The following is a 19375-nucleotide window of genomic DNA, read 5'->3' on the forward strand; positions in this document are numbered from 1 at the left end:
CGTGCTGCTGGCATGGGCCTGCCTGATGCTGTCCGGCATGGCGGCAGCCGCGGGCACGATGGAACTGGCCGCGGCCACGCGCTCGGCCACGCTGACCGACGGCACGGTGCTGCCGGCGCTCCCGCTGACGCTGCCTGATTACTGGGACCGGGAGATGCCGGGCAAGTCCGGCACGCTAGTCTACGAACTGCGCTTTGACCGCAACTGGCCCGCGGCTGACCCTGGGGGGCTGTTCGTACCATGGGCCGGCGGCAGCTACGAGGTGCGGCTCAATGGCGTGCTGATCGCTGCCGGCGGGCGCCTGGACGCACCCTCGTCGGCGCTGGCCAAGCGACCCTACTACGTGGCCATGCCGCCCGAGCTGGCAAGCACGCACGGCAACCTGCTGCGCATCACCGTGGCGGCGCGCGCCTATGCGCGCTCGGGCCTGCTGCTGGTGACGGTGGGCCCGGCCGCCGAAGTGCGCGCGCAGTTCGAGCAGGCCTTCCGCCTGCGCGTGGTCGGCCCGTTAATCGCGGCGGTGCTCAGCGTCGTGCTGGGCGGCCTCGCGCTGCTGATCTGGTGGCGCCAGCGCGATCCGCTGTTCGGCCTGTACGGGCTGGCCGAGGTCGCGTGGAGCGTGCGGCTGCTCGACTACTTTGTCGATGACCTGGCGATTCCCGCGGAACTGCGCAGCTATATCGTCGCCGCCGCGCGCGAGGTGTTCCTGGGCGCCATCGCCCGGTTCTGCCTGCTGGTGATCCGCGTGCCGTGGCGCTGGCTGCATCGCACGCTCAATGCCTACCTGTGGCTGGCGCTGCCGGTGATCGCGCCGCTGGCCGCCGTGTCAAGCCACCCGATGGTCTTTCCGCTGAGCTGGCTGGTCAAGGTGGGCATCATCCTGACCGTGGCCGGCGCGATGGTATGGGGCGCATTGCGCCGGCCCAGCCGCGAGGCAACGCTGCTGGCCGCCACCGTGGGCGTGTCGGCGGTGCTGTTCCTGGCGGACTGGATCAAGGTCTGGCTGACCGGCGACTACTACTGGGTCCATTCCATGACCCGCTATGTGTCGGTGCCGTTCAGCGTGGTGATGGCGTGGATGCTGGTGGAGCGCTACACCAGCGCGGTGCAGAGCCTGCAGGACGCCAACCAGGTGCTGACCGAGCGCGTCGCGCAGCGCGAGGCGCAGCTGCGCGCGGCCTTCGCACGCACGCAGAAGATCGCTGCCGAGGAGACCGCCCTGCGCGAGCGTGGCCGCATCCTGCGCGACATGCACGATGGCCTGGGCAGCCAGCTTGTCACCACGATCTCGATGCTGGAATCCGGCAAGGCCAGCTCGCCGGAAATCGCCGTGCAGGTCCGGCACGCCCTGGATTCGCTGAAGCTTTCCATCGACGCCATGCAGGACACCGGCGGCGACCTGGCGGCGGTGCTGGGCAACCTGCGCTACCGCCTGGGGCCGCGCATCGCCGATGGCGGCCTCGATATCCACTGGGAGGTCGAGCGCCTGCCCACGCTGGCGCATTTCACCGCGCGCAAGGTGCAGGAGCTGCAATACCTGCTGCTCGAAGGCATCACCAACGTGCTGCAGCACGCACGGGCAACCGCCCTTACCGTGACCGCCCATGCGGACATGGACGCGCAGGTGATCCGGATCACGCTGGCCGACAACGGCCGCGGCTTCGACACCGAGGCCACGCGCGGCGGGCGCGGGCTGCGCAATATGCAGGTGCGCGCGGCGGCCATCGACGGGCGGTTGCAGATCCGGTCGGCGCCGGGCAGTACGGCGCTGACGGTGGAGGTGCCGCTGGCGCCGGGAGACGGCGATGAGGCTGGCGCCGACCGGGAGGGCATCGCGCCCGCCGCGTAGAGGCCCGGGCGGGCTGGGCGCGAAGGCTCAGCATGCCAGGCCGGGGGCTGGCGCTCAGCGCGCGCCACGCCGCGGCGCCAGCCGCACGGCCAGCGCAGCCAGCGCGGCGGCGGTCGCCAGCGCGGCCACGCCGGTCCAGCCGAAACGCGCCAGTGCCAGGCTGCCGAGCGCGGCGCCGACGGCCATGCCGGTGAACATGCAGACGAACAGCACGGCATTCAGGCGGCTGCGCGCGCCCGGATCGATGCCATAGACGATGGTCTGGTGCGCGACCAGGGCGATCTGGACACCTAGGTCGAACCCGATGGCGCTGGCGCCGATCAGCCACAGCTGCGCATGCGGCGATACCAGCGGGGTCAGCAGCATGCCGGCAAACGACAGCGCCGCCAGTGCCGCGCCCAGCCGGGTCACCCGCTCCGGCCCGCTGCGGTCGGCAAGGCGCCCGGCAAGCGGCGCGCCCAGCGCGCCGGCGGCGCCGGCCAGGCCGAACGCGCCCGCGGCTTCACTGCCAAGATGGAACGGTGCGCCATGCAGCATCACCGCCAGCGTCGACCAGAACGCGCTGAAGCCCACCGACAGCAGCCCCTGCGCCAGCGCAGCGCGGCGCAAGGCGCCATGCTCGCGCCACAGGGCCGCCAGCGAGGCCAGCAGCGCACGATACGGCAGCACCGTGGTGGGCGTGAAGCGCGGCAACTGGCGCCGGGCAACCAGCGCGACCGCCGCGATGCTGGCCGCCGCAATCATGAACATGGCGCGCCAGCCGAAGTGGGCGGCGACGAAGCCGCTCACCACCCGCGACAGCAGGATGCCCAGCAGCAGTCCGGTCATGACCGTCCCGACCACCTTGCCGCGCTGCGCCGCGGGCGCCAGCGCCGCTGCAGCGGGCACGATGTCCTGGGCCATGGTGGCGGCCAGGCCCACCACCAGGCTGGATACCAGCAACGCGCCAATGCCGGGCGCCAGGCCCGCCAGCAGCAAGGCGCCGACCAGCGCCACCGCCTTGGCCACGATGATGCGGCGGCGGTCATAGCGGTCGCCCAGCGGCGCCAGCAGCAGGATGCCCAGCGCATAGCCGAGCTGCGTCAGGGTCGGGATGGCGCCGGTTGCTGAATCGGAAGCACGCAGGTCGGGTGCCATCACCCCGAGCATGGGCTGGCTGTAGTACAGCGAGGCGACTGAAAGGCCTGCGCCGACGGCAAGCAGCAGCACCAGGCGTGCCGGCAAGGACGGGCTGGCAACGGTGGCGGCGGATGGGGTGGCGGGAGCAGAGGACATGTTGGGGTTGCGTGGTCCGCAGGCGGGTTTGGATGGCTCGAAGTGTTGTCCACGCGGGCGGATTCTGGTAGACGTGCGGGATGAACAATGGTTATACGAGATACGTATGAAACGCCAGCCAGCATTGCCGCGAACTCCCGCCACGCAGGGCAGGGCAGCTGCCCGCGGCGCCACCAGTGCCGACCGCATCGAGCTGATGCAGACCTTTGTGCGCATCGTCGAGGCGGGCAGCCTGTCGATGGCGGCAGCGCAGCTGCAGACGACCCAGCCCACCGTCAGCCGGCGCCTGCAGACGCTGGAGCGGCTGCTCGGCGTGCGCCTGCTGCAGCGCTCCACGCATGCGATGAAGCTGACCGAGGACGGCGAACGCTGCTATGAGCGTGCCAAGGGGCTGGTGGCCGACTGGACCATGTTCGAGGCCGACGTGCGCGGGGTCGGGCATGCGCCGGCAGGCACGTTGCGCGTGGTGGTGCCGCACGCTTTCGGGCAGGAGCTGCTGGTCGGCCCGCTGGCCGGCTTCCTGCAGCAGTACCCCGAAGTCTCGGTGGAATGGCTGCTGCATGACCGTACCCCGGATTTCATCGCCGAGGCCATCGATTGCGCGATCCATGTAGGCGAGGTGCATGAACCCGGCGTGGTGGCGGTGCGGCTCGCCGACGTGCCGCGCGCGGTCATTGCCGCACCGTCGCTGTTTGAGGGTAAGCCGCTGCCACGCCGGCCGGAAGACCTGGAGGGCCTGCCATGGCTGGCGCTGCGCACCTTCTATCGCAATGAGGTCGTGCTGCAGAACACGCAGACGCAGGCGCGCCAAGGCATCGCATTCCAGCCGCGCATGAGCACGGACAGCCTCTACGCGCTGCATTCGGCGACCCGGCTGGGGCTGGGTGTTGCCGTCGGCTCGGCCTGGATCTTTGCCGACGACATTGCCAGCGGCAGGCTGCTGCACCTGCTGCCGCAGTGGCAGGCCGATCCCTTGCCGATCTACCTGGTCTACCCCTATGCGCGCTTCTATCCGGCGAAGCTCAGGTCGTTTGTCGATGCCATGCGGCAAGCCATTCCCACGCCGGGTATGGTCGGGAGCGCGGGCCCGCGGCGGCGCGAGCGCGGCGAGCGGACCCGTCGCGCATGAGCGCGCTAAGGGAGGCGCGGAAGACGACGCCGTCAAGGGCACAAGGCCGGACAGGCCGCTGTGACCCTTTGCCCAATGCCCCACACCTCTTCGGTGCAGGTGGGCAGGCAGCGGTGCCGACGCTGCCCGCAACCCGTGCTTTTTGCCCCACTTCAGCGCGTTTTCTGCACCGGATTTGCGCATTATCAAGGCCTTCGAAATCCGCGCTTCAGGCCTGCAAATCAAGGCCGATAGGAGGAAATCCAAGCCAGGTTCTGTGACCGCCATGAATCCCTTTTTCCTTCCCGCCGAGCGCCTGATGGCGCGCCTGAATATCAACCGCAAGCTCGCGCTGATCGCCGTGCTGTTCCTGGTGCCGCTATGCGGCGCGATGTACGTGGTGCTGAGCGATGCGGCGCGATCGATCCGCACCACCGGCGATGAAGTGCGGGGGCTTGCCGTGGCCGGGCATGCGCTCGACTTCATGCGCGAGACCCAGGTCCGGCGCGGCGCCGGCAATGCGGTGTTGTCGGGCAATGCGGCCTTTCGCGCCACCTTCGACGCGGCCGACAACAAGGCCGCGGCCAGCCTGGCGGGGCTGATGCGCAGCATCGCGGAGAATCCTGCCTTTGAACTGGCGGCCGGGGCGCGCAAGCTGGAGCAGGACTGGCAGCATCTGCGCGGGCTTGGCCTGGACACCACGGCGGGGCCGCTGTTCGAGCGCCACAGCGCGCTGGTGCGGCAGACGCAGGCGTTTATCGGCGACGTGGCCGAGCGCTCGCAGCTGGCGCTGGACAGTGAAGCGGGCTCGTACTACCTGCTCAACCTGTTGGTGGGCCCGATGCCGCGCCTGGCTGAGCTGAGCGCGCTGGCGCGCGGCCGCGGGGCCGGCATCATCGCGCAGGGCGGCTATGCCGATGCCGCGCAGCAGGCGGGCCTGGGCGCGCTCGCCGAGCAGATCCACGAGGGGCTGGAAACGGTGCGGCGCGACATCGCGCGCGTCGGGAACGCGGCACCCGCGTACCGGCCGCGCATCGATGCCGCGCTGGCGCGGCTCGCCGCGATGGACAACTTCCATCGCACGCTCAAGGTGCGGATGCTGGGCGCGACCGGCATCGATATCGATGCCAAGACCTACTTCGACGAGGCCACCGCGGCCATCGAAGGCGTGGCGGCCGCCAACAAGGCGTTTGCCGGGATCGTGGACACCATGCTGGCACAGCGTGTCGCGGCGCAGGAAGGGCAGTTCGTATTGCTGGCGGGCATTGCGCTGGTGACCGTGGCCGCAGCGTTCTACCTGTTCATCGGCTTCAGCCGCGGCATGCGCGGCGACGTGCGGCAGGTGGCGGAGATGGTCGAGCGCATCAACGCGGGCGACCTGACCCTGCGCATCGCGGTGCGCGGGCGCGACGAACTGAGCGAGATCAAGCGGCACCTGCTGTCGCTGGTGGACAGCTGGCGCGCGCTGATCGGCGACACCAAGGCCGGCGCGCACAACGTGCTGGCGGCGGCGGGCGATATCGCGCAGGGCAATATCGACCTGTCGCAGCGCACCGAGGAGCAGGCCTCGTCGCTGGAGCAGACCGCGGCCAGCATGGAGCAGCTGACTGCAACCGTGCAGCAGAACGCCAGCAATGCCGGCCAGGCCAGCGAGCTGGCGCGCGAGGCGTCTGGCGTGGCGCGCGCCGGCGGCGATGCGGTCGGGCGCATGCAGCAGACCATGCAGGAGATCGAGGCCGATTCGCGGCGCATCGTCGACATCATCGCGGTGATCGACGGCATTGCCTTCCAGACCAATATCCTGGCGCTGAACGCGGCGGTGGAGGCCGCGCGCGCGGGCGAGGCAGGCCGCGGCTTTGCCGTGGTGGCGACTGAAGTGCGCGGGCTGGCGCAGCGCGCCGGCAGCTCGGCCAAGGAGATCCGCACGCTGATCTCGCAATCGGCGCAGCGCGTGGCGTCGGGCAACACGCTGGCGCTGGACGTTGCCGCGACCATGGAGAACACCGTTGCCGCCATCGGCCGCGTGACGGCGATGATGGATGAGATCAGCCATGCCTCGCGCGAGCAGAGCAGCGGCATCGCCCAGGTCAACCAGGCGGTGACGCAGATGGATCAGGTCACGCAGCAGAACGCGGCGCTGGTGGAGGAGGCCGCCGCGGCGGCGCAGTCACTGCAGGAGCAGGCGCTGCATATGCAGCGGGCAGTGGCGGTGTTCCGGACCGAGGCGCATGCCTAGTGCACCTCGCAGTGCTCAGCGCCGGAAGACCCAGATCACGACCGACACCAGCACCGACACCAGGATGCAGGTCGTGATCGGAAAGTAGAAGCTGAACCCGTCCCGGACGATATGGATATCGCCGGGCAGCCGCCCGAGCGGCAGCTTCGACAGCCAGGGCCAGGCAGCGGCGGCTGCGATCAGCAGGCAGCCAAGGATGAGAAGCAGGCGTTGCATGATCGGATGGATTTGTTCGGGCCGGCGGCTTGTGGCGCCCCGGGTCCTGAGACGTTGGACAGGCACTTCGCCGCAGGATTGCATCGGCTCGGCGCACCGGGGGCAGGGACTATAGGTCGCGGGTTTCGGAATGTAAATTGAGAGTTGGCGCTCTTTGCATGAAATTTGGTTATACCGCCGGAATGCCGCAAGGTTAGTCTGATAGTAAATTTCACGATCAGCCGGTTTTCTGATAGAAAGCACTGTTCCGTGATCCAGATGTTCAGTCTGGTTCCACAAAAATGGCGCCTTCCGGCGAAATCCACACGCTGGATGGCCAATTTCCCGCCGGGTTAACGCTAATTCTGAGTCCCAACGCCCGTTGCCTAAGATTCCGTTCAATTGGAGAACAGCAGTTCGCAATTAGAACAATATCGCATGTCCGGCCCACAGGACGGCTCGTGCGATTTCCAGGCAAACGGAGACAGCAGTGCAACATCCCACCCAAACGAAGGGCGGCGTCACGGACGTCCAGGCCCTGATCGACGGACAGCGATTCACTGGTTACCAGTGGCTCATTCTTGTGCTGTGCTTCCTGATCGTTGCCATTGACGGTTTCGATACCGCCGCAATCGGATATATCGCGCCGGCGCTGGTGCAGGAATGGGGGATCGAGAAAGCCGCCCTCGGGCCCGTCATGAGCGCGGCGCTGTTCGGTCTTGCTTTCGGTGCGATCTTCGCCGGTCCGCTGGCTGACCGTGTCGGCCGCAAGAAGGTGCTGGTGCTGTCCGTCTTCTTCTTTGGCGCCTGCAGCCTCGCCACCGCGTTTGCGCCCACGCTGGGCTGGCTCACGGTCTGGCGCTTCCTGACCGGCCTGGGCCTGGGTGCCGCCATGCCCAATGCCGTGACGCTGACATCGGAGTTTGCGCCGCAACGCCGCCGTGCCGTGCTCGTGAACACCATGTTCTGCGGCTTTCCGCTTGGTTCCGCGGCCGGCGGCTTTGTCGCCGCCGCGATGATTCCGCACTTCGGCTGGCACAGCGTGCTGCTGCTTGGCGGCATCGTGCCGCTTGCGCTCGCGCTGTTGCTGGTGGTGCTGCTGCCGGAGTCCGTGCGCTACATGGTCCTGCGCAACTATCCTGCCACCCAGATCCGCAACGTGCTGCGGCGCGTGACTGGCGCAGACCTGTCCGAGGCCAACAACTTCATCATCGGCGAGCAGGCCCCTGCGACCCGATCCGCCATCGGCACCGTGCTGGCGCCCGGCTATCGCCTGGGCTCGGCGATGCTGTGGACCACTTACTTCATGGGCCTTGTCATCTTCTACCTGCTGACGAGCTGGATGCCGACGCTGATGAAGGACGCCGGTTTCTCGATCCAGCACGCGTCATTCCTGACGGCGCTGTTCCCGCTCGGCGGCGGCATCGGCACCATCGCGGCCGGCTGGTTCATGGACCGCTTCAATCCGAACAAGGTCATCGCCATCACCTACGCTGCAACCGGCGTACTGATCTACGCCGTGGGCCACGGCACCGGCAGCCAGGTGCTGCTGGGCGTGCTGATCTTCCTCGCCGGTACGGCCATGAACGGCGCCCAGTCTTCGATGCCTTCGCTGGCCGCGGCCTTTTACCCGACGCAGGGCCGCGCCACTGGCGTTGCCTGGATGCTTGGCATCGGCCGTTTCGGCGGCATCACCGGTGCGCTGCTCGGTGCCGAACTGCTGCGCCTGCACCTGGGCTTCGACACGATCTTTACGCTGCTCACCGTGCCGGCATTCCTTGCCGCCGGAGCGCTGCTGGTGAAGCATTTCAACAGCCGCCCCGTGGCTGCCGCCGACTCGGTCAATGGCGGCGCAAGCGTGGCAAGTCACTGAGCGGGAGCAGGCTGCGCCGCGGCGCGAATGCAGTTCGCCAGCGCCTCGGCCATCGGCGTGAGCGTGCGGTCGCCGTGCCGCAGCAGGCCGATCGGTTCCTCGGTGCCCTGCGTATCGATTGGCAGGAGTACCAGATCCCCCTCGGATACCGCACGGCTGGTGGCCGAGAGCGGCGCTGCCCACACGCTGTCGCTCTGCCGGGCCAGCAGCCGTCCGAGATAGGCGTCCGAAGTTTCCACGCAGCCGTCCGGCAGCGGCAGGCCGTGCCGGGCGAGCAGGCTTTCGGTGTTGTGGCGGGGAATCGAGCCTGCGGCCGGAATCACCAGCGGCCACGCCAGTGCGTCAACCAGCGTTGGCCGCGATACGGCGGCGAGGGGATGCCCGGGACGAACCGCCAGTGCCAGCGAGTCCGGGCCCAGCGACTCGAACCACAAGCTCTCCATGGCCACCGGGTCGTCCATCCGGCCAATGACCAGATCGAGCACATCCGCCTTGAGCTGGTCGATGAGGTTGCGGTTCATGCCGGTCTGCACGGCCAGACCGACCTCGGGATGCGCGGCGCGGAAACGCAGCAGGGCATCAGTCAACACCGCCGGCACCACGCTTGGCAGCGCACCTAGCCGGATGCGCTCCTGCGGCAGCGCATCCGCGCCGGCCATGCTGTCCGCCGCGGCATCGATATCCGCGAGGATGCGCAGGGCGTGGCGCAGGAAGCGCGTGCCGGCGGTGGTCAGTTCAGTGCCGGCCCGCTGCCGGACCAGCAGGCGGGTGCCGGCCAGTTCCTCGAGCTCGCTCAGTGTCTTGGAGACAGCCGGCTGCGTCAGCCCCAGGCGTTCGGCGGCGCGGCCCAGGTGCTGGGTCTGGGACACGGCCACGAAACAATAGAGGTGCCGCAGCCGCACGCGATTGCGGAAGATTTCGAGCGCGAGTGGGCCTTGGAGTTTCATGTCAAAAAGTTATCGTATTTCGACGAATTCTTAATTTACATGACTTTATGTGTTGTTTAAAGTCAAACCATTCCAATGACAAGGAGACTGCGCGATGACCCGTCTTGCCCAGTACCGCCGTCCCTACTGGGACACCCAGCCCGAATACCGCTTCGATCCCTATGCCTCGACGCAGAAGCGCTCGCCGGGCCAGCCGCTGATTGCGCTGCCGCAGTCGCTGTCTGAAGTGACCGGTCCCACCTTTGGCGCCGAGTTCGTCCGTGAAGGCGATAACGACCTCACCGTCGGCAACGGCGGCGAGCCCATCGGCGAGCGCATCCTCGTGACCGGCCGCGTGCTGGACGAGAATGGCAGGCCGGTGCCGAACGCGCTGATCGAGGTCTGGCAGGCCAATGCGGCCGGCCGCTACGTGCACAAGCGCGACCAGCATGATGCGCCGCTCGACCCGCATTTCTCGGGCGAGGGCCGCACCGTCACCGATGCCAGCGGGCGCTACCAGTTCAAGACCATCAAGCCGGGCGCCTATCCCTGGCGCAACCACCACAATGCCTGGCGGCCGCAGCATATCCACTTCTCGCTGTTCGGCAACGCCTACGCCACGCGGCTGGTGACGCAGATGTATTTCCCCGGCGATCCGCTGTTGCCGTTCGATCCGATCTTCAACTGCGTGCCGGACGAAAAGGCGCGCGACCGGCTTGTGGCCAGCCTCGACTGGGAGACGACCCAGCCCGAATACGCGCTCGGCTACCATTTCGATATCGTGCTGCGTGGCCGCGATGCCACGCCGATGGAGTAAGACCATGCTTTACGCCACCGCATCCCAGACCGTCGGCCCTTATCTCCATATCGGCCTGAACGGCCTGAACTGCGCCGACCTGACCGCCAGCGCGCCGGAACTGGCTGGCCAGCGCATCGTGATCGAAGGCCGCGTGACCGACGCCGACGGCGAGCCCGTGCCGGACGGCATGGTCGAGATCTGGCAGGCCAACCCCGCCGGCCGCTACCGCCACCCCGACGATGCGCGCGAGCTGCCGCTGGTGCCTGGCTTTACCGGCTTCGGCCGCGTGCCGACCGAGGCCGACGGCTCGTTCCGCTTTGTCACCGTCAAGCCCGGCACCGTGCCCGGTCCGGACGGCCGGCCGCAGGCGCCGCATATCATGGTGTCGGTGTTCATGCGCGGGCTGGTCAAGCATGTCGCCACGCGCATGTACTTCCCGGACGAAGCGGCCGCCAATGCTGCCGATGCCGTGCTGGCGCTGGTCCCCGCCGAGCGCCGCGGCACGCTGATTGCCAGCGATGCCGGCAACGGCACGCTGCGCTGGGACGTGGCGCTGCAGGGGCAGGGCGAGACGGTGTTCTTCGATATCTGAAGGCCCCGCTGCCGGCAACAGACGCATAATCGGGTGGCCGTCGATGTCACGGCCACTCACGCTACCCATCGCCCCCAATGCCAACCGCTATGCGTCTTACCGATCCCATGTCCGGCAGCCCGGCCGTGCTGGACATTTTCTCCGACGCCGGCACGGTGCAGCGTATGCTTGCCGTGGAGGCCGCGCTCGCGCGCGCCGAAGCCGACAGCGGCGTGATCCCTGCCGCGGCCGCGGCCGTGATTTCAGACGTCTGCCGCGACCCCGGCATCATTGACCGCGACGCGCTTGCGCAAGCCGCTGTCGCTGCCGGCAATCTCGCCATTCCCTTCGTCAGGCAACTGACCGCCGCCGTGGCCGCGCGCGATGCCGAGGCGGCGCGCTTTGTCCACTGGGGCGCCACCAGCCAGGACATCATCGACACCGCACTGGTGCTCCAGGCCGGCGACGCGCTGCGCGCGCTGGATGCCGACCTGGTGCGCCTGGGCGAAGCCTGCGCCGCGCTGGCTTCGGCGCATCGGGCCACGCCGATGGTCGCGCGCACCTGGCTCCAGCATGCCCTGCCAGCCAGCTTCGGCCTCAAGGCCGCGGGCTGGCTCGATGCGCTGCGCCGCGATCTCGGCCGTCTCGATGCCACCCGTGTCCAGACCCGCGTGCTGCAGTTCGGCGGCGCCGCCGGCACGCTCGCCAGCCTTGGCCAGGCCGCGCCCGCGGTGACCGCCGCGCTGGCCCGCGAACTGGACCTGGCCGCCCCTGTGCTGCCGTGGCACGCACATCGCGACCGCATGGCCGAGATCGCCACCACGCTGGGCATGCTGATCGGCACGCTCGGCAAGATGGCGCGCGATATCTCCCTGATGATGCAGACCGAGGTGGCGGAAGTGGCCGAGCCAGCCGGCCCCGGCCGCGGCGGCTCCAGCACCATGCCGCACAAGCGCAACCCGGTCGGCTGCGCGGCAGTGCTGACGGCCGCGGTGCGCGTGCCCCCGCTGGTGGCGACGATGCTGGCGGGCATGGTGCAGGAACATGAACGCGCCCTGGGCGGCTGGCAGGCAGAGTGGGACACGCTGCCGCAGATCGTGACGCTGGCCGCCGGCGCGCTGCGCCAGATGGGCGAGGTCGTGGCGGGGCTGCAGGTCGATACGGCGCGCATGCGTGCCAACCTCGGCCTCACCCATGGCCTGATCCTCGGCGAGGCGGCGATGCTTGAACTTGGCAGCAGGATCGGTCGGCTGCCAGCGCACCATCTGGTAGAGCGTGCCTCGCAACGTGCGGTGGCCGACGGCACCAGCCTGCGCGACGCGCTGGCCCTCACGCTGCAATCCGACCCGGCGCATGCCGGCCTGCTCGATGACGCCGTGCTGGACCGCCTTGCCGACCCGGCCAACTACGCGGGCCAGTCAGCTGCCTTTGCGGACGCCGCCGTGCAGGCCTGGCAATCCGCGCTGGCGGCGCGCCAGTCCTGAGACTGCCCTGAGCCCGGAACTACCGCGATGCGCCGGCCACGCCGCCGGCCGCGCACCCAAGGAGACTGTATTGCCCTACCTCGACCACGCCGGCGCCCGGCTCTTCTACACCGTTGACGGCCCCGATTCCGCGCCGGCCATCCTCTTCTCGAACTCGCTCGGCACCGACCACACCATGTGGGAGCCGCAGGCTGCCACGCTGGCCGGGCGCTTTCGCGTGGTGCGCTACGACACCCGCGGCCACGGCCGCTCGACCGCGCCTGGCGATGCCTTTACCGTGGCGCAGCTCGGGCAGGACGTCATCGCCATCCTGGATGCGCTGGGGATCGGGCAGGCGGTGTTCTGTGGCCTGTCGATGGGCGGGCTCACCGGGATGTGGCTGGGCATCCATGCGCCGCAGCGGTTCTCGCATATCGTGCTGGCCAATACCGCCGCGAAGATCGGCAATGCCGACGGCTGGAATACCCGCATCGACACCGTGCTGCGCGAAGGCATGGCCGTGATGGTCGCGCCTTCGGTCGAACGCTGGTTCACGCCGGGGTTTGCCGCCACGGCGGAGCGCGCCCTGGACGGCTTGCGCGATGTGCTGGCCGGGCTCGATCCGCGCGGCTATGCGGCCAATTGCGCGGCCGTGCGCGACGCCGATTTCCGCGAGTCGGTCGCGTCGATCCAAGTGCCGGTGCTGGTCATCGCCGGCAGCCAGGACCCGTCGACCCCTGCGCAGGAAGGCCGCGAGCTGGCTGATGCGATTCCCGGCGCCCGCTTTGTCGAACTGCCCGCCGCGCATATTTCCAGCTTCGAGCAGCCCGGCCGCTTCACGGCAGCGCTGCTCGATTTCGTGCGCGGCCGGCTGCCGGTGACCGATGATCATGCGCGCTACGACGCCGGCCTTGCCGTGCGGCGCGAGGTGCTGGGCAGCGCGCACGTGGACCGTTCGCTCGCGCGGCTGACCCCGCTCAACGAGGAATTCCAGAACCTCATCACGCGCTATGCCTGGGGCGAGATCTGGACGCGCGAAGGCCTGCCGCGGCATACGCGCAGCCTGCTGACCATCGCCATGATGGTGGCGCTGAACCGCCCGGAGGAGCTCAGGTTGCATCTGCGCGCCGCCGCCAACAATGGCGTGACGCGCGACGAGATCAAGGAGGTGCTGCTGCAGACCGCGATCTATTGCGGCGTGCCGGCGGCGAACTCGGCCTTTCATCTGGCCGAGGAGGTGTTCGCCGGGATGGACCAGGCCGGCTGACCGGTCACCCCGCCGCATCCGCGGGCGGCGGCATGGCTGCCGGCAGCCGCGCGCGCCCCGATTGCCGGAACTCTGTCGGCGACTGTCCTACCAGCCGCGCGAAGAAGCGCGAGAAGTAGGCGGCGTCGGAGAACCCGAGCGACAGGGCGATGTACTTGACCTCCAGGTCGCTGAAGAGCAAGTCGCGCTGCGCCTCGGCCAGCACGCGCGCATGGATCATCTGCAGGGCCGACTGCCCGCACGCCTGTCGGCACACGCGGTTGAGCTGTGTGGGCGTGATGCCGATGGCGCCGGCATAGTGCGCGATTTCCTTCTGCTCACGATAAGCTGACTCGAGCATCTGCTGAAAGTGCTGGAAGTGCCGCGCGGGCCGGCTGTTGCTGCGCACCGCGGCCGGCGCGGTGGCATTGGCCAGCCGCGCGATGCCGATCAGCAGCAGCGTCATCAACGCCGACAGCGACGCCCCCGGCCAGGCGGACACAGTTTCCATCTCGCCACGAACGAGCGCCAGCGTATCGGCCAGCGCGTGGCCCCGGCGCACGCGGTCGTGGCGCGGACGGGCGAACAGCGGCAGCGCATCCGGCACACCGGCCAGCAGCGTGCGCAGGTGGCTGTCGGTCATGGTCACAACCATGCCGTCGGTGTCCGGAGTGAAGACAAAGCCGTGGATGTGCCGTGGCGGCATCGTCACCAGCGAACCGCTGCGCAGCGGTTCGCGCCGCTCCTCCAGCAAGGCTTCGCCGGCGCCTGAGTGAATGTACAGAATTTGCAGGAAGCGCTCATGCCGGTGTGGCTTGATCTCCCACCCGTGCAGGCGGCTGCGCGCGGCGATGGACTCAAAATGCAGCTGGTTTGACAGCAATTCCGAGGGATTGGTGCCGTACAGCGAGTACGTCGGGACAGGTCTCACGGTGGCTTCAGTGTTTACCAGCGATGTTCCGATTGTCCTGTCATTGGTTCGATCTGTCCATTCCTTGGCGGGCCACCGCCGACTATCTTTAGCGGCAGAAGACGGATACCCACAAGGAGACAAGACATGCGCACCCAGGTTGCCATCATCGGCGCCGGCCCGGCCGGCCTGCTGCTCGGCCAGTTGCTGACACGCGCCGGCATCGACAACATCATCATCGAACAACGCAGCCCCGAATACGTGCTTGGCCGCATCCGCGCGGGCATCCTGGAGAGCGTCACCGTCGACGCTCTGGAACGCGCCGGCGTGGCCCGGCGGCTGCATGCGGAAGGCCTGGTCCACCACGGCATCGCACTGTCGTACGGCGGGCAGCGCCACCATATCGACCTGCATGCGCTGATCGGGCGCAGCGTCACCGTGTACGGGCAGACCGAGGTCACGCGCGACCTGATGGAAGCGCGCCGCGCCGACGGCACCCCCACCATCTATGAAGCGCAGGAAGTCAGCGTGCAGGGCTTCGACGGCAGCACGCCGTCGGTGCGCTATCGCAAGGATGGCGCCATGCACGAGGTTGCCTGCGACTACATCGCCGGCTGCGACGGCTTTCACGGCATCTGCCGCGAGAGCGTGCCGGTGGCGGCGCGGCAGGTGTTCGAGCGCGTCTATCCGTTTGGCTGGCTGGGGCTGTTGTCGGAGACGCCACCCGTTGCCGATGAGCTGGTCTACGCCAGCCATGAGCGCGGCTTCGCGCTGTGCAGCATGCGTTCACGCCACCGCAGCCGCTACTACGTGCAGGTGGCGTCGAGCGAGCGCGTGGAAGACTGGTCCGATGAGCGCTTCTGGCAGGAGCTGCGCAGCCGGCTCGATCCGCAGACGGCAAGCGCGCTGGTGACCGGGCCCAGCATCGAGAAGAGCATTGCGCCGCTGCGCAGCTTTGTGTGCGAGCCGATGCGTTTTGGCCGGCTGTTCCTGGCGGGCGACGCGGCGCATATCGTGCCGCCTACCGGGGCCAAGGGGTTGAACCTGGCGGCCAGTGATGTGCTGGCGTTGTCCGAGGGTTTTGAAGCCCGTTACCGCCATGCCGATGCCAGCGGCCTCGATGGCTATTCCGCGCGTTGCCTGCAGCGGGTGTGGAAGGCCGAGCGCTTCTCGTGGTGGATGACTTCGCTGTTGCACCGGTTTCCGGATGCGGATGCGTTCTCGTTGCGGATGCAGCGGGCGGAGCTGGAGTATTTGGTGGGGTCGGAGGCGGCGTCGCGGGCGCTGGCGGAGAATTATGTGGGGTTGCCGTATTGAGCTGAGTGCGCTGCGCGATTGCTGACAGCTTTTGCATGCTGCGGGTTTGCTCCCTCTCCCGCGAGCGGGAGAGGGAGCAAACAATCGGGTTCCCGGAACTCGGTAGCACCTTGCCGGCAGCCAACGCTACGCTACCAGCGCGCCGGCACCCGGCACCATCGCCTGCACCGCCTGCAGCGTGTCTCCGACCACCCCACCCACCAGCACCACGGCCGGGCTGGCCAGCCCCGCTGCGAGCGATTCGGCGAGCGTGCCGAGCGAGCCGGTCCAGCTGCGTGCCTGCTCGCTGCCGGCATGCATCACCACCGCCGCTGGCATGTCGCTGCACATGCCCGCCGCCAGCAAGCCGTCGCGGATCGCCGCGATCCGGCTCATGCCCATATAGATCACCAGCGTGGTGCCGCCACGCACCAGCGCCTGCCAGTCGGGCGAGCCGTGCGCGCTGGTATGGCCGGTGACAAAGGTCACGCCATGGCAGTGCGCGCGGTGGGTCAGCGCAATCCCCAGTGCCTGCGCGGCGGCCATGCCGCTGCTGATGCCGTTGACGATCTCGACGGCCATGCCCTGGCCGCGCAGGAAGGCCGCTTCTTCGCCGCCGCGCCCGAACAGCAGCGGATCTCCGCCCTTGACGCGCGCCACGTTGCGGCCGGCCAGCGCATGCTGCAGCGTCAGCTGCTGGATGCGTTCCTGGCTGACCGAGCAGCGCCCGCCGCGCTTGCCGACCCACTCCACATGGGTGCCGGGGCTGGCATAGCAGGACATCTCCGGCGCGACCAGGTCATCGACCAGCCAGACCTCGGCCGCGGCCAGCGCGCGCATGGCGCGTACCGTGACCAGGTCCGGGCTGCCGGGGCCGACGCCGACCAGCCAGACCTTGCCGGGCTTCAGGGGGGAATTCATCTTGGCCTCCTGCAATGGGGCATCACCACGCCGGCTCAGTGGCTGGTGCCGGCCGAGCGCGTGGTCTTGTTGAAGACGTTGTACTTGCCGATTGGCTTGTCCATCGGCAGGCGCCTGACCTCCTGCAAGGTGGCCGCGTCGTACACGACGATGGCGCCGTCGCGCTCCATCAGGCTGACCAGCGCGTAGCGCCCGTCGCGCGTGAATTCGACGTGGGCGGCGGTGCGCCCAGGGCTCGGCGTGACGCTGCCGACCACCCGTAGGCTTTGCTTGTCGATCACCTGCAGCGTGTCGCGCTTCGGGCTCATCATGGCGTCGGCCCAGGCGTAGGGGTTGTTTTCATGGCTGCGCAGGAAAAAGCCCGGGCCGTTGGTTGGTATGGTGGCGATCGTATGCCAGGCCTGCATGTCGATCACCGTGATGCGCCCCTGCCCGAGGTCGGGCGAGGCCATCACTTCACGGCCATCGCGCTGCCAGGTGATGCCGCTGCCCAGGTGCGGCATGCCGCCAAGCGCAAGCGCCGCAACCTTGCGGCCCTTCTGCAGGTCGATCACTTGTCCGCCACCTTTGCGCGAAGCGCCCAGGATATGGCGATAGGACTGGTCGAAGAAGAAGTCATCGAGCACATCATCCAGCACCACCACGCGCGGTGCCAGCGCGGGCAACGGCGCGCCGGCCGCATCGGCATACGGAATCTCCCAGACCTCGGCGATATCCTTCAGCGCGGCAAAAAAGCTGTGGCGCGGCGCGGCGTCGTAGACGGCGGAGACGCGCGAGGCCTCGCCATCGCGCCCCCTCACGTCGATCACCCGCGCCAGCGACAGGTCTTCGGCATGGAGCAGCACCAGCGTGCGCGGCAGCGTATTGCCGGCCAGCACCCAGCGGCCGTCGTCGCTGACGGCGACGTTGCGCGTGTTCACACCGGCCCGGATCTCCGCCACATAGGCCAGGTTCCACACGTCGTATTTGCTGACCCAGCCATCGCGGCTGGCCATGTAGACATAGCGGCCGTCGCGGCTGAACTTGGGGCCGCCGTGCAGCGCAAAGCGGGTGGCAAAGCGATGGACCGGTGCCAGCCGATCCCCGTCCAGCACGGTCACATGATGGCTGCCGGCCTCCACCACCACGAACAGGTTTTGCGGATCGGCGCTGAACACGGGCCGTGCCGGCAGGCTGCCGGGGGCGTGGTGGACGATATGGCTGGCGCGAATGGCCTCTGCGTTCCATTGCGGCGTGGCTGCGGGCGCCGTGCGCAGCCAGCGCGCCAGCGCCTGCAAGTCGGGTTCGGCCAGCGTGCCGGCGAATGCCGGCATCTGCGTGGCGGCACGGCCATCGTGCAGCACCTGGTCAAGTTCGCTGGCGCGCAGGCGTTCCAGGCTCTCCGGCAGCAGCGCGGGGCCCATGGCGCCGAGGCGGTCGGTGCCATGGCAGGTGGCGCAGTGCTGGCTGTAGACCGCCGCGGGTTCGGCGGCCATGGCGGATTGCGCGGCGCCGGCAAAGGCCAGGGCGATCAGCCATCGGAGCACGGTCTTCATGCTGCGACCTCCGTGCCCGGCGTATGCGCGATCTCGTCATCGCTCAGGTAGCAACCCGGGTCCTCCGCCCAGGGGTTGCCCGTCAGCGCAAAGGCGCGCACCCGGGTGTTGCCGTTGCAGATGGCGCGATATGCGCAGCCGGCGCAACGCCCCTGCAGCGGACGCGGCGTGCTGGCCAGGCCCGCCATCAGCGGATCGGCGCGGCTGGCCCAGATATCGCCGAACGGCCGCTCGCGCACATTGCCCACGGTCACGTGCCACCACATCGTGTCGGGATGGACATTGCCCAGGTTGTCGATATTGGCCACGCCGACGCCGGTGGCGTTGCCGCCCCAGTGTTCCAGCCGCTGGCGCAAATCGGCCAGGCGATGCGGCAGGCGCCTGGCGATCCAGTACAGCAGGTACACGCCATCCGCATCGTTGTTGCCGGTGACGAAGTCGCCCGCATGGCCCTGCTGCGTGCGCTGCCAGACGTGGTCGAACAGCCAGTCGAGCGCGGCGCGGGTGCGGGCATGGTGCGCGTCTTCGGCGCGATGGCTGCGCGCACGGCCGGCATAGTTGAAGTGAGACAGGTAGAACTTGTCGATGCCCTCGCATTCGGTCAGGGCCACCAAGTCGGGCAGTTGCGCCGCGTTGGCTTCGGTCAGCGTCATGCGCACGCCCACGCGCAGGCCGGCCGCACGCGCGGCGCGCAGGCCGGCCTGCGCCTGCGCGAAGGCGCCGTCGCTGCGGCGGAACCGGTCGTGCGTGGCGGGCAAGCCGTCCAGGCTGACGCCGACGTAGTCGAAGCCCGCTGCCGCGAGCCGGGCGGCATGCCCTGCATCAAGCAGCGTGCCGTTGGATGACAGCGACAGGTGGAAGCCGAGCGCGCGCGCCCGTGCGGCAATCTCATAGAGGTCAGGCCGCAGCAGCGGTTCGCCCCCGGACAGGATCAGCGCGGGCACGCGCGCATCGCGCAGCTGGTCGAGCACGCGCAGCGCCTCGGCGGTATCCAGCTCGCCCTTGAAGTCCGTGTCGGCGGAGGTGGCATAGCAATGCCGGCAGTTGAGGTTGCAGCGGCGGATCAGGTTCCAGATCACCACCGGGACGGCGGGCTTGCGCGGCGGCGGCACCGGGCCGGCATCGCGCAGGGCTTCCATGAAGCGGGACAGGCGGAACATGGGCGGGGTTTC

The 19375-nt window shown here is 68.7% G+C and carries 16 protein-coding genes; 9 read left to right on the forward strand and 7 right to left on the reverse strand.

Going from position 1 to position 19375, the window contains the following annotated elements; translation table 11 throughout:
- Position 1: 1 nt before the first annotated feature.
- Positions 2-1849, forward strand: a complete 1848-nt coding sequence (locus tag AC1Q7H_RS08540; RefSeq protein ID WP_492377925.1) for a sensor histidine kinase — start codon at positions 2-4, stop codon at positions 1847-1849.
- Between the two features lie 54 nt (positions 1850-1903).
- Here the strand turns inward: AC1Q7H_RS08540 and AC1Q7H_RS08545 are convergent, their stop codons facing one another.
- Positions 1904-3124: an MFS transporter gene (locus tag AC1Q7H_RS08545; RefSeq protein WP_153954131.1), complete on the reverse strand. Its 1221-nt coding sequence runs from the start codon at positions 3122-3124 to the stop codon at positions 1904-1906.
- A 106-nt stretch (positions 3125-3230) separates the two neighbouring features.
- Between AC1Q7H_RS08545 and AC1Q7H_RS08550 the strand changes: the two genes are divergently transcribed.
- The gene (locus AC1Q7H_RS08550) at positions 3231-4253 is read left to right on the forward strand and encodes a LysR family transcriptional regulator (RefSeq protein WP_013953888.1); all 1023 of its coding nucleotides are present in this window, start codon (positions 3231-3233) and stop codon (positions 4251-4253) included.
- Between the two features lie 265 nt (positions 4254-4518).
- A complete protein-coding gene (locus AC1Q7H_RS08555) occupies positions 4519-6468 on the forward strand; it encodes a methyl-accepting chemotaxis protein (RefSeq protein WP_153954133.1) in 1950 nt (649 codons plus the stop codon).
- Between the two features lie 15 nt (positions 6469-6483).
- On the opposite strand, the gene AC1Q7H_RS08560 is transcribed toward AC1Q7H_RS08555, so the two are convergent.
- A complete protein-coding gene (locus tag AC1Q7H_RS08560) occupies positions 6484-6684 on the reverse strand; it encodes a DUF2905 domain-containing protein (RefSeq protein ID WP_041228724.1) in 201 nt (66 codons plus the stop codon).
- Positions 6685-7153: 469 nt separating this feature from the next.
- Between AC1Q7H_RS08560 and AC1Q7H_RS08565 the strand changes: the two genes are divergently transcribed.
- On the forward strand, positions 7154-8536 hold the full coding sequence (locus tag AC1Q7H_RS08565) for an MFS transporter (protein WP_211979443.1): 1383 nt from the start codon (positions 7154-7156) through the stop codon (positions 8534-8536).
- On the opposite strand, the gene AC1Q7H_RS08570 is transcribed toward AC1Q7H_RS08565, so the two are convergent.
- Positions 8530-9483, reverse strand: a complete 954-nt coding sequence (locus tag AC1Q7H_RS08570) for a LysR substrate-binding domain-containing protein (RefSeq protein ID WP_013953883.1) — start codon at positions 9481-9483, stop codon at positions 8530-8532. The genes AC1Q7H_RS08565 and AC1Q7H_RS08570 overlap by 7 nt on opposite strands.
- A gap of 94 nt (positions 9484-9577) precedes the next feature.
- Between AC1Q7H_RS08570 and pcaH the strand changes: the two genes are divergently transcribed.
- The 4 genes from pcaH to pcaDC all read left to right on the forward strand — a co-directional run bounded on the left by pcaH (position 9578) and on the right by pcaDC (position 13562).
- Entirely contained in the window at positions 9578-10279 is a 702-nt protein-coding gene (pcaH, locus tag AC1Q7H_RS08575; RefSeq protein ID WP_013953882.1) for a protocatechuate 3,4-dioxygenase subunit beta, read from the forward strand.
- Positions 10280-10283: 4 nt separating this feature from the next.
- A complete protein-coding gene (gene pcaG / locus AC1Q7H_RS08580; RefSeq protein ID WP_013953881.1) occupies positions 10284-10853 on the forward strand; it encodes a protocatechuate 3,4-dioxygenase subunit alpha in 570 nt (189 codons plus the stop codon).
- 107 nt (positions 10854-10960) lie between these two features.
- Positions 10961-12316 carry a 3-carboxy-cis,cis-muconate cycloisomerase gene (locus AC1Q7H_RS08585; RefSeq protein ID WP_228772415.1) on the forward strand — a complete coding sequence of 452 codons (1356 nt, stop codon included), beginning with the start codon at positions 10961-10963 and terminating at the stop codon, positions 12314-12316.
- A gap of 70 nt (positions 12317-12386) precedes the next feature.
- Positions 12387-13562, forward strand: a complete 1176-nt coding sequence (pcaDC, locus tag AC1Q7H_RS08590) for a bifunctional 3-oxoadipate enol-lactonase/4-carboxymuconolactone decarboxylase PcaDC (RefSeq protein WP_153954135.1) — start codon at positions 12387-12389, stop codon at positions 13560-13562.
- A 4-nt stretch (positions 13563-13566) separates the two neighbouring features.
- On the opposite strand, the gene AC1Q7H_RS08595 is transcribed toward pcaDC, so the two are convergent.
- Entirely contained in the window at positions 13567-14472 is a 906-nt protein-coding gene (locus AC1Q7H_RS08595; RefSeq protein ID WP_211979441.1) for a helix-turn-helix domain-containing protein, read from the reverse strand.
- Positions 14473-14598: 126 nt separating this feature from the next.
- On the opposite strand from AC1Q7H_RS08595, the gene pobA reads away from it, so the two are divergent.
- A complete protein-coding gene (gene pobA, locus AC1Q7H_RS08600) occupies positions 14599-15768 on the forward strand; it encodes a 4-hydroxybenzoate 3-monooxygenase (RefSeq protein WP_492381119.1) in 1170 nt (389 codons plus the stop codon).
- A gap of 126 nt (positions 15769-15894) precedes the next feature.
- On the opposite strand, the gene cobA is transcribed toward pobA, so the two are convergent.
- From cobA to nirJ, 3 genes are read right to left on the reverse strand one after another with little or no spacing between them, the layout of a single operon-like run.
- Positions 15895-16668 carry a uroporphyrinogen-III C-methyltransferase gene (cobA, locus tag AC1Q7H_RS08605; RefSeq protein ID WP_153954137.1) on the reverse strand — a complete coding sequence of 258 codons (774 nt, stop codon included), beginning with the start codon at positions 16666-16668 and terminating at the stop codon, positions 15895-15897.
- Between the two features lie 35 nt (positions 16669-16703).
- The gene (locus AC1Q7H_RS08610) at positions 16704-18203 is read right to left on the reverse strand and encodes a cytochrome D1 domain-containing protein (RefSeq protein ID WP_492377930.1); all 1500 of its coding nucleotides are present in this window, start codon (positions 18201-18203) and stop codon (positions 16704-16706) included.
- Positions 18200-19363, reverse strand: a complete 1164-nt coding sequence (gene nirJ, locus AC1Q7H_RS08615; RefSeq protein ID WP_492381120.1) for a heme d1 biosynthesis radical SAM protein NirJ — start codon at positions 19361-19363, stop codon at positions 18200-18202. The genes AC1Q7H_RS08610 and nirJ overlap by 4 nt, the downstream gene beginning before the upstream one ends.
- Positions 19364-19375 lie beyond the last annotated feature (12 nt).

This window comes from Cupriavidus sp. GW823-FHT06D04, from assembly GCF_058795055.1.

Excerpts from the sequence above, each read along its gene's own strand:
- AC1Q7H_RS08560 (WP_041228724.1), bottom strand. The coding sequence starts at position 6,684 with ATGCAACGCCTGCTTCTCATCCTTGGCTGCCTGCTGATCGCAGCCGCC.
- pobA (WP_492381119.1), top strand. The coding sequence starts at position 14,599 with ATGCGCACCCAGGTTGCCATCATCGGCGCCGGCCCGGCCGGCCTGCTG.
- AC1Q7H_RS08585 (WP_228772415.1), top strand. The coding sequence starts at position 10,961 with ATGTCCGGCAGCCCGGCCGTGCTGGACATTTTCTCCGACGCCGGCACG.
- AC1Q7H_RS08545 (WP_153954131.1), bottom strand. The coding sequence starts at position 3,124 with ATGTCCTCTGCTCCCGCCACCCCATCCGCCGCCACCGTTGCCAGCCCG.
- AC1Q7H_RS08555 (WP_153954133.1), top strand. The coding sequence starts at position 4,519 with ATGAATCCCTTTTTCCTTCCCGCCGAGCGCCTGATGGCGCGCCTGAAT.
- AC1Q7H_RS08610 (WP_492377930.1), bottom strand. The coding sequence starts at position 18,203 with ATGAAGACCGTGCTCCGATGGCTGATCGCCCTGGCCTTTGCCGGCGCC.
- pcaG (WP_013953881.1), top strand. The coding sequence starts at position 10,284 with ATGCTTTACGCCACCGCATCCCAGACCGTCGGCCCTTATCTCCATATC.
- nirJ (WP_492381120.1), bottom strand. The coding sequence starts at position 19,363 with ATGTTCCGCCTGTCCCGCTTCATGGAAGCCCTGCGCGATGCCGGCCCG.
- AC1Q7H_RS08550 (WP_013953888.1), top strand. The coding sequence starts at position 3,231 with ATGAAACGCCAGCCAGCATTGCCGCGAACTCCCGCCACGCAGGGCAGG.
- AC1Q7H_RS08570 (WP_013953883.1), bottom strand. The coding sequence starts at position 9,483 with ATGAAACTCCAAGGCCCACTCGCGCTCGAAATCTTCCGCAATCGCGTG.
- cobA (WP_153954137.1), bottom strand. The coding sequence starts at position 16,668 with ATGAATTCCCCCCTGAAGCCCGGCAAGGTCTGGCTGGTCGGCGTCGGC.
- pcaH (WP_013953882.1), top strand. The coding sequence starts at position 9,578 with ATGACCCGTCTTGCCCAGTACCGCCGTCCCTACTGGGACACCCAGCCC.